This is a genomic window from Neisseria sp. HMSC070H10 (genome assembly GCF_001837635.1).
GTDB lineage: Bacteria > Pseudomonadota > Gammaproteobacteria > Burkholderiales > Neisseriaceae > Neisseria > Neisseria subflava_A.
Genome location: NZ_KV833368.1, coordinates 218,100 through 234,690, shown reverse-complemented (window position 1 = coordinate 234,690; position 16,591 = coordinate 218,100). Strand labels below are relative to the sequence as shown.

The 16,591-nt window shown below is 49.9% G+C and carries 17 protein-coding genes; 4 read left to right on the top strand and 13 right to left on the bottom strand.

Translation table 11 applies throughout. The annotated features are described in order from the left end of the window. Positions 1 to 175: 175 nt before the first annotated feature. A complete protein-coding gene (locus HMPREF2606_RS05430) occupies positions 176 to 802 on the bottom strand; it encodes a PAQR family membrane homeostasis protein TrhA (protein WP_049335514.1) in 627 nt (208 codons plus the stop codon). 132 nt (positions 803 to 934) lie between these two features. Here HMPREF2606_RS05430 and cysD point away from each other — a divergent pair, with 132 nt between their 5' ends. Both cysD and HMPREF2606_RS05420 read left to right on the top strand, forming a co-directional pair. After that, positions 935 to 1,933, top strand: a complete 999-nt coding sequence (gene cysD / locus HMPREF2606_RS05425; RefSeq protein ID WP_168165907.1) for a sulfate adenylyltransferase subunit CysD — start codon at positions 935 to 937, stop codon at positions 1,931 to 1,933. Positions 1,934 to 2,165: 232 nt separating this feature from the next. Continuing rightward, the gene (locus HMPREF2606_RS05420) at positions 2,166 to 2,729 is read left to right on the top strand and encodes an RBBP9/YdeN family alpha/beta hydrolase (protein ID WP_070713003.1); all 564 of its coding nucleotides are present in this window, start codon (positions 2,166 to 2,168) and stop codon (positions 2,727 to 2,729) included. 133 nt (positions 2,730 to 2,862) lie between these two features. On the opposite strand, the gene pyrC is transcribed toward HMPREF2606_RS05420, so the two are convergent. From pyrC to HMPREF2606_RS05405, 3 genes are all read right to left on the bottom strand, one after another. Further along, complete coding sequence (gene pyrC, locus HMPREF2606_RS05415) at positions 2,863 to 3,897, bottom strand: dihydroorotase (RefSeq protein ID WP_070713005.1); 1,035 nt, start codon at positions 3,895 to 3,897, stop codon at positions 2,863 to 2,865. A 97-nt stretch (positions 3,898 to 3,994) separates the two neighbouring features. After that, complete coding sequence (locus tag HMPREF2606_RS05410; RefSeq protein ID WP_070713007.1) at positions 3,995 to 4,588, bottom strand: NMCC_0638 family (lipo)protein; 594 nt, start codon at positions 4,586 to 4,588, stop codon at positions 3,995 to 3,997. Positions 4,589 to 4,600: 12 nt separating this feature from the next. Next, entirely contained in the window at positions 4,601 to 4,825 is a 225-nt protein-coding gene (locus tag HMPREF2606_RS05405) for a sulfurtransferase TusA family protein (protein ID WP_003681929.1), read from the bottom strand. 109 nt (positions 4,826 to 4,934) lie between these two features. On the opposite strand from HMPREF2606_RS05405, the gene HMPREF2606_RS05400 reads away from it, so the two are divergent. Then, on the top strand, positions 4,935 to 5,546 hold the full coding sequence (locus tag HMPREF2606_RS05400) for a CNP1-like family protein (RefSeq protein WP_070713010.1): 612 nt from the start codon (positions 4,935 to 4,937) through the stop codon (positions 5,544 to 5,546). A 63-nt stretch (positions 5,547 to 5,609) separates the two neighbouring features. On the opposite strand, the gene HMPREF2606_RS05395 is transcribed toward HMPREF2606_RS05400, so the two are convergent. Beyond that, complete coding sequence (locus HMPREF2606_RS05395) at positions 5,610 to 6,725, bottom strand: porin (protein ID WP_070713013.1); 1,116 nt, start codon at positions 6,723 to 6,725, stop codon at positions 5,610 to 5,612. Between the two features lie 180 nt (positions 6,726 to 6,905). On the opposite strand from HMPREF2606_RS05395, the gene HMPREF2606_RS10695 reads away from it, so the two are divergent. After that, on the top strand, positions 6,906 to 7,055 hold the full coding sequence (locus tag HMPREF2606_RS10695) for a carbonic anhydrase family protein (RefSeq protein ID WP_349267268.1): 150 nt from the start codon (positions 6,906 to 6,908) through the stop codon (positions 7,053 to 7,055). A 62-nt stretch (positions 7,056 to 7,117) separates the two neighbouring features. Here HMPREF2606_RS10695 and HMPREF2606_RS05390 read toward each other — a convergent pair whose 3' ends face one another. From HMPREF2606_RS05390 to HMPREF2606_RS05355, 8 genes are all read right to left on the bottom strand, one after another. Then, complete coding sequence (locus HMPREF2606_RS05390) at positions 7,118 to 8,752, bottom strand: CTP synthase (RefSeq protein ID WP_063076388.1); 1,635 nt, start codon at positions 8,750 to 8,752, stop codon at positions 7,118 to 7,120. A gap of 124 nt (positions 8,753 to 8,876) precedes the next feature. After that, positions 8,877 to 10,532 (bottom strand): AMP-binding protein, encoded by a 1,656-nt coding sequence (locus tag HMPREF2606_RS05385; RefSeq protein ID WP_070584327.1) that lies wholly within the window; start codon positions 10,530 to 10,532, stop codon positions 8,877 to 8,879. A gap of 92 nt (positions 10,533 to 10,624) precedes the next feature. Further along, positions 10,625 to 11,728, bottom strand: coding sequence for a tRNA 2-thiouridine(34) synthase MnmA (gene mnmA / locus HMPREF2606_RS05380; RefSeq protein WP_070584326.1), 1,104 nt, complete (start codon positions 11,726 to 11,728; stop codon positions 10,625 to 10,627). 126 nt (positions 11,729 to 11,854) lie between these two features. Then, positions 11,855 to 12,334, bottom strand: a complete 480-nt coding sequence (locus HMPREF2606_RS05375; protein ID WP_070584325.1) for a copper chaperone PCu(A)C — start codon at positions 12,332 to 12,334, stop codon at positions 11,855 to 11,857. 131 nt (positions 12,335 to 12,465) lie between these two features. After that, a complete protein-coding gene (locus tag HMPREF2606_RS05370; protein ID WP_070584350.1) occupies positions 12,466 to 12,849 on the bottom strand; it encodes a diacylglycerol kinase in 384 nt (127 codons plus the stop codon). A 68-nt stretch (positions 12,850 to 12,917) separates the two neighbouring features. Continuing rightward, complete coding sequence (gshB, locus tag HMPREF2606_RS05365) at positions 12,918 to 13,874, bottom strand: glutathione synthase (protein ID WP_070584324.1); 957 nt, start codon at positions 13,872 to 13,874, stop codon at positions 12,918 to 12,920. 115 nt (positions 13,875 to 13,989) lie between these two features. Further along, the gene (gene recN, locus HMPREF2606_RS05360; RefSeq protein WP_070584322.1) at positions 13,990 to 15,651 is read right to left on the bottom strand and encodes a DNA repair protein RecN; all 1,662 of its coding nucleotides are present in this window, start codon (positions 15,649 to 15,651) and stop codon (positions 13,990 to 13,992) included. Positions 15,652 to 15,939: 288 nt separating this feature from the next. Next, positions 15,940 to 16,548, bottom strand: coding sequence for an SMC-Scp complex subunit ScpB (locus tag HMPREF2606_RS05355; protein ID WP_070713016.1), 609 nt, complete (start codon positions 16,546 to 16,548; stop codon positions 15,940 to 15,942). Positions 16,549 to 16,591 lie beyond the last annotated feature (43 nt).

Here is a 16,591-nt window from a genome sequence, read left to right as displayed (position 1 = left end):
CCTGTTGCTGCCTAAAAGGCGGCCCGGATGCCTGCTTAATCAGGTATCCAAGGGGGATTAAGGGGGTATTTGAGTCGAATCAGGAGTGATTTGGGATGAAAACAGCCGAAAACCTGTGTTTAGGTTTCGGCTGTTGGGGGAAAGGAATTTTGCAAAGGTCTCAGGCCGTCTGAATCTACAACACATAAAAATAAATGCTGATAAATTGAGTCAAACTGCCTGCCAAGACAAATAAGTGCCAGATACCGTGTCCGTGGCGGATTTTCGTATCGTTGATAAACCAATAAATCCCCGCGCTATACAATACGCCGCCCAACACCAGCCAAAATAATCCGCCGGCCGAAAGCGACTGTATCAGCGGCCATACCGCCACCACAATCAGCCAGCCCATCAACACATAAATCACCATCGACAGCAGCCGCTTCTCGCTTTTACGCCCAATCGTCAACTCCTGAACAATGCCCAGCAAAGCCAGCCCCCACGACACGCCGAAAAGCGACCAGCCCCAGCCGCCGTGAAGGGTAATCAGCGTAAACGGCGTATAGCTGCCTGCAATCAAAAGATAAATCATGCAATGATCGACCTTTTGCAAAATTGCCTTGGCCTTCGGCTGCGGAATACTGTGGTATAAGGTTGAGCCCAAATACAGGAGCAGCAGGCAGATTCCGTAAGTCAGTGCACCGGCAATCCGATAGCCGTCCGCCGATTCCACCGCTTTCACCAGCATCAGCACCAAGGCCGCCACTGCCAACAAGAAACCGGCCAAATGGCTGTACGCATTAAATCTCTCGCCGTGATACATAAACCATTCTCATTTATAAAAGACCAAAGTGTACGCCAAGATAGATGCTTCGTCAGAGAATTCGGGTTAAAAATAAGTTAAAGCGCAAAGGCCGTCTGAAAAACACGGCCTTGCAATATAACAAAAACATCTTTGCAACAAACAAACCATTCTTTCCCTTTTTCAGACGGCCTCACTAAAGTATCGACTGTCGCCAAGGTTGTAAAGAGAGAAAAAATGTCCATCCAAAACCACCACCTCGACTGGCTCGAAGCCGAGTCTATCTACATTATCCGCGAAGTGATTGCCAATGCCAAAAACCCGGCCTTGCTGTTTTCCGGCGGCAAAGACTCCGTCGTATTGCTGGCGCTTGCCGTCAAAGCCTTCCAAATCGAAGGCCGTCCGCTGAAGCTGCCGTTCAAACTCCTGCACGTCGATACCGGCCACAACTACCCCGAAGTGATTCAATTCCGCGACGATACGGTCGCGCGTACCGGCGTACAACTTGTGGTCGGCAGCGTAGAAGAATCCATCCGCAAAGGCAGCGTCGTCTTGCGCCGCGAAACCGATTCACGCAACGCCGCCCAAGCCGTTACACTGGTTGAAACCATCGAAGAACAAGGCTTTGATGCGCTGATGGGTGGCGCACGCCGCGATGAAGAAAAAGCGCGCGCCAAAGAACGCATCTTCTCTTTCCGAGACGAGTTCGGCCAATGGGATCCCAAAAACCAACGTCCTGAGTTATGGTCGCTCTACAATACGCGCCTGTTCCAAGGCGAAAACATGCGTGTGTTCCCGATTTCCAACTGGACGGAATTGGACATCTGGCAATACATCGCACGCGAAAAACTCGCCCTGCCGCCGATTTATTACACCCACAAACGCGAAGTGGTCGAACGAAACGGCCTGCTCGTTCCCGTTACACCATTGACGCCGAAGCGCGAAGGCGAAGTTGCCCAAATCCGTGATGTCCGTTTCCGCACCGTCGGCGATATTTCCTGCACCTGCCCTGTTGCCAGCACCGCCGCCACACCCGAAGACATCATTGCCGAAACCGCCGCCGCAACCATTTCCGAACGCAGCGCCACACGCATGGACGACCGCGTATCGGAAGCGGCAATGGAAGAGCGCAAAAAACAAGGCTATTTCTAAACCGGTTTTTCAGACGGCCCATATATATTTCAAACCCGAACAACACGGCAACGCCATCCGCCCCTGCCGTGTTGTTTGCTTTACTATTCTTGCAAATATCATTTAACAACAAAAGCTTAATCAACCATCCTTACCAAACGGCAAACAATAAAACATAAACAAACATGGTATAATAAACGCTTATAGGCAGAGATTTAGACAAAAGTCTCAGGCCGTCTGAAGGAGGAAAAACATGAATCGACGCGTTTATATCGTACATGGCTTTGAAGGCAATCCGCACGGCAACTGGTTTGACTGGCTTTGCGCCCAAGTCAAAAGCACCGGCGCACAAGCAATCTCCCTCGCCATGCCCAATCCCGACAAACCAAGCACGACCGCGTGGCAGTTTACCCTTGACCAGCACATCGGCAAGCCCGATGCCCATACCTTCCTAGTCGGCCACAGCCTCGGCTGCATTACCCTCCTTCACTTCCTCAGCCGCCAACAGCCGCAAAAAATCGGCGGTCTGCTGCTTGCCGCCGGTTTTGCCGATACGTTGCTGCCCCTGCCCACACTTGATGCCTACATTAAAGCAGCATCCCCCGATTTCGACATCCTGCGCAAAATCGACATGCCCAAACACTGTCTGGTTTCCGACAACGACACCCATGTTCCGCCCGAACTGACTTTGGACATGGCAACCAAGCTCAAAAGCCCTGTTACCCATATTCCCGAAGGCGGCCATTTGATGGCTTCAGACGGCTTTACCCAGCTGCCGCAGGCTTGGGAAGCGTTGAAACCCATGTTGACCGAATAAACACACACTCTAATCCGGTTTTCAGACGGCCTAGTGAGCCTCCCTCCCCATGACAGGCCGTCTGAACGACAATAAAAAAACAACCTGCCCTTTCAAGCAGGTTGTTTCTTTTTATGCCTCATTGACGGCAAATTTAATATTGCACCGTCCATTCAATCTCGCCGCAGGCCCTCATCGGCACAAGCTCGCCATCGCCGTAAGGTACGCTGGCAGGTACGGTTTGCGTTTGTTTGACCAGTGTGATGGTATCGGAATTTTCAGGCAGACCGTAGAAACGCGGGCCGTTTTTAGAAGCAAAGGCTTCCAGTTTGTCCAACGCGCCTGCTTTCTCAAACACTTCGGCATAAAGCTCGATGGCAGTCATCGCGCTGAACATACCGGCGCAACCACAAGCATTTTCTTTGGCAGTTTTGGCATGTGGCGCAGAATCCGTACCGAGGAAGAATTTGTGCGCCTTATCGCCGGTAACGGCGGCAACCAAAGCCTGACGGTGGGTTTCGCGTTTGAGTACAGGCAGGCAGAAATGATGAGGGCGCACGCCGCCGACCAAGAGGTCGTTGCGGTTGAGCAGCAAGTGTTGCGGCGTCACAGACGCGGCCACATTATCGCCTGCTTCCAATACCAGTCGGGCTGCTTCGGCAGTGGTGATGTGTTCAAACACGACTTTAAGATTCGGCACTTGCGCCAAAACCGGCTTCATCACGCGCTCGATAAAGGCGGCTTCGCGGTCGAAAATATCAATTTCAGGATCGGTGACTTCGCCGTGAACCAAGAACAAAATACCCTGTTTCGCCATTTCTTCCAACACGGGAATCAGTTTGAACAGGTCGGTCACGCCGGAATCGGAATTGGTGGTCGCGCCTGCCGGATAGAGTTTGAAAGCCACGATACCGGCAGCCTTGGCTTCGCGCACGAGTTCGGGAGTGGCATTGTCGGTCAAATAAAGCGTCATCAACGGCTGGAAGGTACTGCCTTCAGGCAGGGCGGCCATAATGCGCTCTTTGTAGGCTTGGGCATCGGCAACGCTGACAACGGGCGGCTTCAGGTTGGGCATGATAACCGCGCGGCCCATTTGTCGGGCGGTGTACGGGGCAACGGCTTTGAGTGCGTCGCCGTCGCGCAGGTGTAAGTGCATATCGTCGGGGCGGATGATGGTCAGGGTTTGCATAGCTTACTTTCGAGTGGTTTGGTTTGATAATGTTTCAGACGGCCTTTATTCGGCGGTAACGGTTTCTATCGATTTGATGTTTCAATCGTCAACCGGCCTAAGGCAAAACGGCGGCCTTATTGTCGTAAGAATGATGGGTCAAATAAAAAACAGCCTGTACCGGAAAATGCTCGGACGACGTTGTTTTAACGGTCAGCAAGGTTTCTTTCGGACTGCCGGACGCGCGCCATGCGTAGGAAATCTGACGCATAGGCAACGGGGTTTCCGCCAAATTATCGGCACGCAACTCAGCGTTCAAACCTTGCGGCGGATTTTCTGCCAAAGCCAAAAATTGTTTAAAAATCAGATGGTCGTCGGCTTTAGCCGTGCGCACGCTGCAACTGTCTTCAGTCAGGCTCAAATAATAATCTGCGCCGTTTTCCGTTTTCTTCCAAATGCTTAATGCCTCCAAATCCATCATTCCGGCAGGCAAATCGGCAATATCTTTTTTCGACAATAAAACCAGTTTGTTGGCATTGGCAAACTCGCCGACAAGGGCGACATCTCCGTCTGCGGACACGCAGCTTTGGCGGAACAAGTCGGTTACATTTTGGGCATAATCGGCAGCGTTCTGCGGCGAAACGCCTTCATTACCGCATGCACTCAGGCAGACGGCCAATACAGCGGCAGACAACGCGACGGCTTTAGACATTTCAGACGGCCTTTATTTGTGCTTCAACACCAGCTTGAACACGCCGTCGGCCTCGCTCGATTCCAACAAAACATGTCCAGTCTGACGGCAAAACGCTTCAAAATCGCCGGGCGCGCCGCCATCGGTGGCCAATACGGTCAGCACTTCGCCTTCCTGCATTTGCGCCAAAGCTTTTTTGGCACGCAAAATCGGCAGAGGGCATTTCAAACCGATGACATCCAGAGTTTGTGTATTCATGATGAAAACTCGTCATATTAATCAGAATTAACGTCAATTATACCGCACTTACTTGCACCCCACCCTGCAAGCCCATAAAATAAAGCCGTTTTTCACTTTGGAGCTGTCTATGCGCCGTTTTGCCCTTCTCGCTCTCAGCCTTGCCGCGACTCAAGCATTTGCTTTGGGTTTCAGCCAAAAGGATACGCTGACCAACACGCGTTATCAGGAAAGCCCTGAAGAAGTTGCCGCACGCGAGTTTAAAGAACACAAAGCCGAGTTGCCGCCCCTGCCCGATACCCAATCGGGCGATTGGTTCGACCTCTATGTCAACGAAACCTACGGCAAGCAGCCTAAAATCCTGCTCAGCAGCCTGCAAATTATGCCTGCGCCTGACAACAGCATCCGCTACGTCTTGAATGTGCGCTCCGACAAAGGCTACGACAACCTCTCCGTCGAAGGCCTCTATTGCGCCCGCACATCCTTTACTTACAGCAAAGACAAACGTTCGTCTTACAAAGTATTCGCTTACGGCGACACAGTAAATCACCGCTGGATTGAGCCGCGCAAAGGCGATTGGAAGCTGATCGGCAATGCGTTCAGCCGCAACGACGCCCTGCACACCGCCCTGTATCAGGCATTCTGTATCGACGGTATGCCGACAACGGTTGAAGGCTTGGTACAACGTTTGAAAGAACGCGGCGGCCGTCACGGCACAACGCTGACCAAGCACGACAAATAAACCGCTTTAATCAACAAAAAGGCCGTCTGAAATTTTTCAGACGGCCTTGTCTTTCAAGACGGCTTAGAATTTGTGATACAGGCCCACAGAAGCGGCTTTTTGTTCAACGCCGCCTTTGTTGGCCGCAGTCAGACGGGTTTTGTTGCCGACTTTCAGATACGCCAGTTGGGCAACTACGCCGGTGCGTTTGCTGAAGGTGTATTGCCCGCCGACAACGACTTGGTCGAATTTATCCACCAATTTTTCGCCACTGTTCACGCCCTTGGCAGGCCAGCCGTGCGCGTAAGTAATGCGTGGGGTCACATTACCGAATTTGTAGCCGACAGTTACCGCTGCATCAACCACTTTCACGGCTTCAGATTTGCCTGAATCAGCAGTGATGTCACTACCCTTGTACTCATTAAAACCATCAGTGAAATAGCCTAAATATTCGTTGCCTGTCTCATGGCCTTTGGCATAGTGTACGCCGCCGCCGACAAAGAGATTGTCTTTATCGTAATAAGTTTCGACTTTGGCAATTTGCGCCGCTTTGACTTTGCCTGATTTGTCGGTGTACGCGCCGTTGTAGTGGCCGTAAGCCGCATTGGCGGTAAAGCCGTTTTTAGAGAAACTCACGCCACCGGTGTATTGGTCTTTGGCCGGTTTGGTGTGCGTGTATTTGTCTGAAGGATTGCGGTTATCGCGCGGTGCGTAAGACACGTTGAATTTGAATCCGCCGAAATCCGGGCTGTCGTAGCGTACAGCAGCGTTACGGTTGCCGGTACGGGTAAAGATGCCCAAGCCTGCGGCATTGGTTTTGTACATCCATGGATCGATGGTGTCCATTTCGTTCAGCATATTGCTGAGTTTACCGGCGCGAATCTTACCGAATTTACCTTGCAAACCGATGAAGGAATCACGAGTGGCAAAACCTTGGGAACCGCCCGTGATTGCTGTTTTTTGTTCAACTTGCCAAATGGCTTTCAAATTGCCGCCCAAGTTCTCGCTGCCTTTGAAACCGATACGGGAAGTATTGTCATTGATGCTGGTTGCGGTAGAGCTGGTTTCAGAACCTGCATCACCTTTGATTTTTACTTGACCGACGGTCACGCTGCTTTTGATTTGACCATACAGAATCACTTCTGCAGAGGCAGCCAGTGGCAAACCGGCAATAACCAAAGCGATAATCGATTTTTTCATTATTCTCTCCAAAACAAAGTTAAAATCTCGTGAAAACACGTTTGGCAATATTAATGTTTTCCAACGCTACAAACAACTACTTTCATCTTGATAGACACTTTTATTCATTAGAGTTTAGACTTTTTACAACATTTTCAAATAAAACAGGCCGTCTGAAAGCAATTTCAGACGGCCTTTCCTATTTGCAGCGAAAACATTACTTGGGTTGTCTTAAAAACTCCGGTTCAGGCAGATGCGGCGCAGTTTAAAGCCATACGCGACATTATCGGTGGCGAAAACAACCGTCCCGTACAACCTTTGAACGAGCGCGAAGTCAATGAAGACAAATAACTTCTAAGGCCGTCTGAAAACAAAAAAGCACCCGGAAACGGGTGCTTTTTCAATCACATCAATCAGGCTTTTTTGTTACCCAACGCAGCTTTCACAAATGCGCTGAACAAAGGATGGCCTTTGCGCGGATTGGAAGTAAATTCCGGATGGAACTGACACGCGAAGAACCAAGGATGATTTGGCAATTCGATGGTTTCAACCAAACGCTCGCGGCCTGCGGATACGCCGCCAATGACCAAACCGGCTTTTTCCAACTGAGGAACGTAGTTGTTGTTAACTTCGTAGCGGTGGCGATGACGTTCGCGGATATGTTCGCTGCCGTAGATTTTTGCAGCAAGGCTGCCCGGTTTGAGGTCAACTTCTTGCGCACCCAGACGCATGGTGCCGCCCAAATCGGCAGATTCGTCACGGGTTTCTACGCTGCCGTCGGCAGTTTGCCATTCGTCAATCAGGGCAACGACAGGCGCGGCGCATTTCAAGTCAAACTCGGTAGAGTTCGCACCCTTCAAGCCTGCAACATCGCGGGCGTATTCAATCAGGGCAATTTGCATACCCAAACAGATGCCCAAATATGGTACGTTGTTTTCACGCGCATAGCGTACGGCGGCAATTTTGCCTTCTACGCCGCGTGAACCGAAGCCGCCCGGCACCAAAATCGCGTCCATGCCTTTGAGCATGGAAACGTCGCCATTGCCCTTCTCGATGCTTTCGCTGTCGACAAAGGTAATTTGTACGTCGGTTTCAGTGTGAATACCGGCGTGTTTCAGGGCTTCGATCAATGATTTGTAGGACTCGGTCAAATCAACGTATTTGCCGACCATCGCGATTTTGACGGTATGTTTCGGATTTCGAATCGCGTGAACGATTTTCTTCCATTCGGTCAAATCGGCTTGTTTGACATTCAGCTGCAACTGCTCGGTAATAATGCTGTCGATGCCTTGGTTGTGCAGCATTTCAGGGCATTCGTAGATGCTGTCCACATCGTAGCTGCCCACGATGGCACGTTCTTCAACGTTACAGAACAAAGCAATCTTACGGCGCTCGTCCGCAGGCATTTCTCTGTCCATACGGCAGATCAGGATGTCCGGTTGCAAACCGATGCTCAACATTTCTTTAACGGTATGCTGGGTCGGTTTGGTTTTGATTTCGCCGGCGGCGGCAATGTAAGGCACATAGCTCAGGTGGGCAAACAATGTATTGTTGCGGCCGAGCTGGCTGCGCATTTGGCGGATGGCTTCCAAGAAAGGCAACGATTCGATATCACCGACTGTACCGCCGATTTCAACAATCGCCACATCATAACCAGCCGCGCCTTCATGGATACGGCGTTTGATTTCATCAGTAATGTGCGGAATCACTTGTACGGTACCACCCAAATAGTCGCCGCGGCGCTCTTTGGCAATCACGTTTTCATAGACTTGGCCGGTACTGAAGCTGTTACGGCGGGTCATGGTGGCGTTGATGAAGCGCTCGTAGTGACCCAAGTCGAGGTCGGTTTCCGCGCCGTCATCGGTCACGAATACTTCGCCGTGTTGAAAAGGGCTCATGGTACCCGGGTCAACGTTGATATACGGGTCGAGTTTAAGCATGGTCACGTTCAAGCCACGCGACTCAAGGATAGTAGCAATAGAAGCGGCGGCGATACCTTTACCCAAAGAAGATACAACGCCGCCGGTTACGAAAATAAATTTAGTCATGATGTGATACCCATGTTGGAATGTGTGATTTTAACTTGAAGCAGCATATTCTGGCAAACGGCAAAAGCTTCAGGCCGTCTGAAAACAGCGTTTTCAGACGGCCTTATCATACTGATTCTATATATCAGCGCAGCTCGCGGCGCAGGATTTTGCCAACGTTGGATTTTGGCAACTCGTCGCGGAATTCGATGTCTTTCGGCACTTTATACGCCGTCAGTTCTTTGCGGCAGAAATCGATCAGCTCTTCCTTAGTCAAAGACGGGTCTTTGCGTACGACGAAGACCTTAATCGCTTCGCCGGTTTTCTCACTTTTCACGCCGATACAGGCGACTTCCAAGACTTTGTCGTTTCCGGCCACCACTTCTTCGATTTCGTTCGGATACACATTGAAACCGGATACCACAATCAAATCTTTTTTGCGGTCCACCAGCTTCAACCAGCCTTTTTCATCCATCACAGCAATATCGCCGGTCTCTAAAAAGCCGCGTGCATCGATTGCTTTGGCGGTTTCTTCCGGACGGTTCCAATAGCCTTTCATCACTTGCGGGCCGCGTACCCACAATTCGCCCGGCTGTCCGATAGGCACTTCTTTGCCATCCGCATCACGCAATTCGACCTCGGTTGAAGAAACAGGCAGACCAATACCGCCGCTGTAAGCTTCGATATTCAAAGGATTACAACATACGCCCGGGCTGGCTTCGGTCAAACCATAAGCTTCCACAATCGGCGTACCGGTAATTTTTTTCCATTTTTCCGCCACGGCTTTTTGTGTTGCCATACCGCCGCCCAAAGTCAGCTTCAAACGGGAAAAATCAACTTCGGCAAAATCCGGACGGTTGACCATCGCATTAAACAGGGTATTCACACCGATGAATACGCTAATCGGCTCTTTTTTCAATTCACCGATAAACCCTTTCATATCGCGAGGGTTGGTAATCAGGATGATTTTAGAACCGGTATTGGCGAAAATCATCAGGTTTACCGTCAAGGCAAAGATATGATAAAGCGGCAACGCGGCAATGACCGTTTCTTTGCCTTCGTGCAGGCTATTTTTAATCCATTCTTTCGCCTGAAGCATATTGGCGCAGATATTGCCGTGACTAAGGACGGCGCCTTTCGCCAAACCGGTTGTACCGCCTGTATATTGCAGCAAGGCAGTATCGTCGCGCGTCAACTCGACTGGTTTGAGCGTATTTGCTGCACCTTGCTTCAAGGCCGTCTGAAAAGTCACGGTATTGGGAATGCGGTATTCCGGCACCATTTTTTTCACTTTGCGGATGACAAAGTTCATCAACACGCCTTTAATCATGCCGAACATCTCACCGACCGACGCGACAATCACATGTTTGATTTGTGTACGCGGCAACACCAATTCCAGCGTATTGGCAAAGTTCTCCAACACGACAATCGTTGTCGCGCCGCTGTCTTTCAACTGATGTTCCAACTCGCGCGGCGTATAAAGCGGATTCGTATTCACTGCCACCAAACCTGCCTGCAAAATACCGAAAAGCGCAATCGGATATTGCAAAACGTTCGGCATCATAATCGCCACACGCTCACCGCGCGGCAGTTTCAATACATTTTGCAGGTAAGATGCAAAATCGGTCGCCAACTTGCCTACTTCGGCATAAGTCAGTGTTTTGCCCATATTTTGAAAAGCAGGTTTATCTGCGAATTTCTCGACACTTTGACGGAATACGTCGCTGATGGAGCTGTATTGAGAAATATCGATTTCAGGGTTTACGCCTTGTTCGTAGCTTTTGAGCCAGAGTTTTTCCATATTAATCAGTCTTTTATTGAGTCGTTTTTTGAAATCGAGGCCGTCTGAAGGCTTTATTCAATCTGCCGCTTCGTTTTCAGACGGCCCTTGTGTTAAGCAGTAATGATGACAGGCTTGTCGGTGGACATGATGATGCCGCCGCCCAAGCACACATCGCCGTCGTACAGTACCGCTGATTGTCCGGGGGTTACCGCCCATTGCGGCTCGTCAAAGATAAGCTCGATGGTTTCATCATCTAAGTAACGCAACGTGCAAGGCGCGTCAGCCATACGGTAGCGCGTTTTGCAGGTATAGCGGCCTTCTTTCGGACGGTCGGGCAATGTGAAACTCAAATCGTTCATAACCAGGCTTCGAGTATAAAGCAAAGGATGGTCATGGCCTTGTACGACAATCAGTTCGTTTTTGGTCAAATCCTTGGCCGCGACAAACCATGGTTCGCCTGCGCCGCCGATACCCAAGCCTTTGCGTTGGCCCAGCGTGTAAAACATCAAGCCGACGTGTTCGCCAACCACTTTGCCTTCAGGGGTAACCATTTTGCCATTATTGGTCGGCAGGTATTTTTGCAGAAATTCGCGGAACGGGCGTTCGCCGATAAAGCAAATGCCGGTACTGTCTTTTTTGGTTGCAGTCGGTAATTTGAATTCTTCGGCAAGACGGCGGACTTCAGGCTTCTCCAACTCACCCAATGGGAAAATTGCGCGCTCAAGTTGGAAAGGTTTGAGGCGGTACAGGAAATAGCTTTGGTCTTTGTTTTGATCCAAGCCTTTGAGCAGGTAATGCACGCCGTTGCGAACTTCTTTGCGGGCATAGTGTCCGGTGGCAATGGTATCGGCGCCCTGCTCGATGGCATAGTCCAAAAAGCATTTGAATTTGATTTCGGCATTGCACAAGACATCCGGGTTTGGCGTGCGGCCTGCGCTGTATTCTTTGAGGAAATAGGCAAATACGTTGTCTTTATATTGTGCGGCAAAATTGACGATGTCGATATCGATTCCGATGATATCGGCAACGGCAATGGCATCAAAGGAGTCTTGTTTGATGCTGCAATACTCGTCGTTGTCGTCATCTTCCCAGTTCTGCATGAACACGCCGCTGATTTGATGGCCTTGCTGCTTGAGCAGGGCCGCGGTAACGGATGAATCGACGCCGCCGGAAAGGCCGACGATGATGTTTGTTGGTGTGTTGGTAGTATTCATGAGCGGAATGTGGGTTTCAAATGCATTTTTTAAAGCGTAATTTTAGCACATTTTGATTTAACGACAGAAAAGGCCGTCTGAAAGCCCAATGACTTTCAGACGGCCTTTATATGCAAATTCAAGCAATTAGTGCTGATGCGCGCCACCGTGACCATGGCCGTGACCGTGATCCATGCCGGATTGCGGTGCGGTTTTCACTTCCAGCTCGACAGTTTGGGGTTTCGCGTTTTTGAATTTCAGGGTTACAGGTACTTTTTCGCCTTCTTTCAATTGTTTTTTCAGACCCATGAACATAACGTGGTAGCTGCCTGGTTTCAGTTCGGTTACGCCTTTCGCAGCCAAAGGCACGCCGCCTTTAACTTCGCGCATGCGCATAACGCCGTTGTCGTTCACGTGAGTGTGTACTTCAACACGTTCGGCAACAGGGCTGCTGCCGCCTACCAAGAAGTCTTGTTTGGCTTCATCGTTTTGGATTTTCATGAATGCGCCACCCATTTTCATACCTTCAACGGTAGAACGTGCCCAACCGTCTTCAATATGGATACCGGCTGCAGATACGGAAGTTGCCAAGCCTGCCAGAATCAGGGTTGCCATTAATTTTTTCATGTTTTGCTCCTTATGTTTGCCACATGGCTGGAATATACGGCCTTCATCTTACAACCGAAGGCCGTCTGAAAACTTTGATATAGATTAACTAATACTATCTAATCCTAATGAATTACCATATTACCACATTTCTAAGCAGTTAATGCAACAATCCAAACAATAAATAACATGAACAAAGCCATCAGTTGCGCGGCCGAACCGGCATCTTTGGCACGCTTGGCCAGCTCGTGTTTTTCAGTAGAGGTATGGTCAACGGCTGCCTCGACGGCGGTATTAAACAATTCGGTAATCAGTGAAATAAACGATGCGACAACAAGCACCATTTTAGTGAGCGGGCCGAAATCAAGGAAGAAAGCCAAAAAAATTAAAATCAGGTTCAACCAAAAAACTTGGCGAAATGCACTTTCATAACGGTACGCGGCAGCCAGTCCGTCTTTGGAATAACCGAACGCATTAATGATGCGCTTAATGCCGTTTTTACCTTTTTTTTCAGATGCGTAGGAAGATGGTTCCATCATATTCTCAACATAAAAAGGCCGTCTGAAGAGAAACGGTCGGGTCAATCTTCAGACGGCCTTTGGTTCTATTGTTTTGCCCAAGATGCAACGGCATCTGCGAACATGGCGGCAACGTCGAAATCTTTTTGCTTCATGATTTCTTGGAAGCCGGTCGGGCTGGTTACATTGACTTCGGTCAGGTTGCTGCCGATGACATCCAAACCGGCAAGCAAAATACCGCGGCGCTTCAATTCAGGCGCAAGGGTTTCTGCAATTTCACGGTCGCGCTCGCTCAATTCCTGTGCCACGCCGCGACCGCCGGCAGCCAAGTTGCCGCGTGTTTCGCCGTTTTGCGGAATACGCGCCAAAGCATACGGAACAACTTCCCCGCCAATAATCAGAATGCGCTTGTCGCCATGTACGATTTCAGGAATATAACGTTGCGCCATGATGGTGCGTGAATCAAGCTGCATCAGGGTTTCAAGGATACTGCCGATATTGGGGTCGGATTCGGTCAGACGGAAAATGCCCATACCACCCATGCCGTCCAACGGTTTGATGATGATGTCGCCGTGTTCTTTCAAAAAGGCACGGACATCGGCGGAACGTGTGGTAACCAAAGTCGGCGCGGTAAACTGGCTGAAGTTCAAAATCGCCAATTTCTCATTGAAATCACGCATTGCTTGTCCGCTGTTAAATACTTTTGCGCCCTGCTGCTGTGCCAAAGTTAAAAACTGGGTTGCATACAGATATTGCATATCAAACGGCGGATCAGTGCGCATAATGACCGCATCGAAGTCTTTCAAGGCCGTCTGAACTTTTGCCTCTGCTTTAAACCATTCGTGATCGTCATCGTTCTTCGCGCCGACAAACTCAAATGCCGCTGCCTGAGCCACTACCAAACCTTCACGGACGGACAATTCTCCGCTCAAGGTATGAAAAAGCTGCCAACCGCGCTTTGCCATTTCACGCATCATGGCGTAAGTAGTGTCTTTATAGGTTTTAAAACTTGCCATCGGATCGGCGATAAACAGGACTTTCATCAAAATTTCCTTGTAAACAGACGATATAATCATACCTTGTATTCTGCCTGCCTGAAAAGGTGGCAAAATATAGAAAAGGCCGTCTGAATCCTATTTTCAGACGGCCTTGAAGCTTTTAGGCGGCTGCCAAATGCAAGAGTTCGGCGGCATGGCTGCGTGTGGTATCGGTAATGATTTCGCCACCCAGCATACGCGCAATTTCCTCAATGCGCTGATGATGGTTCAAGACGCTGATTTCGCTAACGGTTTGTTCGCCTTCGCTATGCTTGCGCACCTGCCAATGGTTTTCACCGCAAGAGGCGACTTGAGGAAGATGGGTTACCGCCAAGACTTGATGTTTTTTACCTAAGGCACGCAAAGCTTTACCGACCATTTCAGCAACACCGCCACCAATACCGGTATCCACTTCGTCAAAAATCAATGTCGGCACTTGCGTGTATTGGCTGGCAACCACTTGCAAAGCCAAGCTGATACGCGCCAATTCGCCGCCGGAAGCCACTTTGTTCAAAGGACGGGACGGATTGCCTTTATTCGCTGCCACTTGGAATTGCACCTGTTCCAGACCATGCGCGGTCGGCGAAGACGGCAACAAGACGATGTCAAAACGTGCGCCTTTCATGGCCAAATGTTGCATATGCTCGGTGGTCTCTTCACCCAAACGGCCGGCTGCCTGATGGCGCATGGCAGAGAGAATATGCGCGGCTTCATGGTATTCGGCAAGATTGCGTGCGACTGCATTTTCCAAGGCTTCCAAATCAGCAGCCGCGTGCAGGTTTTGCAAGCGCTCGTCGATTTCCGCCAACTTTTGCGGCAACTCTTCCGGCTCAATGCGGTATTTGCGCGCCATACTCATCAATTCGCCCATACGGCTTTCTTGTGCGGCCAATTCATTAGGATCGATGTCGCTGCGACCAGCCACATCGCGCATATTGGCACTGATTTCACCCAATTCTGCTTCAATACTTGCCAACATATTCAGGCTCTCGGCAAAGCGCGGCTCAATGTTTTGCAGATTGCCCAGCAGTTTTTGGCATTGATAGATTTGACGTTGGATGCCGTTGTCTCCGTCTATACTGTCGCCCACCTGCTCGGCGGTTTGCAGCAATTCGGCCGAATGCGCCAGGCTGTCATGGCTTTGGCTTAAGGTTTCCCATTCGTTGGGTTTGAGCTCCAATTGGTTCAATTCATTAAACTGCCATTCCAAACGCTCGCGTTCGATGGCCATGGTTTCTGCCTGCTCTTGTGCTTCTTGCAGTGCCTTTTTCGCATTGACCCAATTTTGATAAAGCTGTTTGACCGTTTCTGCCTGCTCTTTGCTGCCGGCAAATGCGTCCAACAACTCGCGTTGCGCAGACTCTTGATTCAACGAATGATGGGCATTTTGGCCGTGAATATCGATTAACTGCTCGCCAATGGCCTTCAGCTGCGCCAATGTTACTGCCTGATTATTGATATAACTGCGGCTTTTACCCTTGGCATCGATAATACGGCGGATGCTGAGCTCTTCCGCATCTTCTTCCAAAAGGCCTTGCTCCTGCAGCTGCGCTTTCAGTTCAGACAAACCGCTGATGTCGAACAAAGCCGACAACTGCGCTTCTTTGGCACCGCTGCGCACTTGGCTGTAATCGGCTTTATCGCCCAACAACAGGCCAATTGCATCCAGAGTAATCGATTTGCCTGCGCCGGTCTCGCCCGTCAATACGGTAAAGCCGTTTTGAAAATCAAGATTCAGGTTTTCAACAATGACAAAATCACGCAAAGAAAGTGCCAACAGCATTGCAGTATTCCTTAGTAAATTACCCGCAACCATGCGGAATAGCTTTAGATAAGCTGATTATAACTAAGATTTTTTATAGTTTAAATCAGATTTTTCTTATGATTTATCTAAGATATTTATTTTAAACAAATTATTTTTTAAGAAACTGCTAAACGCACCACGCCATATTGTTACCCTGGCTGGCTTATTCAATGATATAAAGCGTTCATTTAATACTATAAAACGCTAGAATAACTAACACAAAGGCCGTCTGAAACACAATTATTTCAGACGGCCTTTACATTCAAATCAGTTAATCAGTCTGCTTCCTGATTCTACTGCTTCTTCAGCCTCCTCATCGCCTGTCGGCGGCGTTTCCATCAAATCAGGCAACACCAGCTCGCCCAATTCAGTCAGTGGCGGCAATTCTTCCAAACTTTCCAAACGCAAATCGCTTAAGAATGCTGCCGTTGTTGCCCACAATGCCGGACGGCCGACAGAATCACGGTGGCCGATGACTTCAATCCAGCCCCTATCCTGCAAGGTTTGCATGACATTTTGCGACACCGCCACGCCGCGTATGCCTTCGATATCGCCACGCGTTACCGGTTGCTGATAGGCAATAATCGCCAGCGTTTCCATCACGGCGCGGGAATAACGCGGCGCGCGCTGCTCTTGCAGGCTGCCCAGTCGTTCAAACGCGGCTTGGGCGATTTGGAAGCGCCAGCCCTCATGGGTATGCACCAGTTGCAAAGCCCTGTCCTGCCAGCGAGCCTTCAGTTGCGCCAACACATCAATCAGCTTGTCTTGCGACAACGGCGGCACGCACAATTCGCGCATGGCTTTTTCGTTTAAGGGTTCGACTTGTGTCAACAGCGCCGCTTCAATCAGCGCATCGGGAGAAAGTTTTTCAGTCATAATAAAATCAATGTTCAGACAGCATAAATAGCCAAAGGCCGTC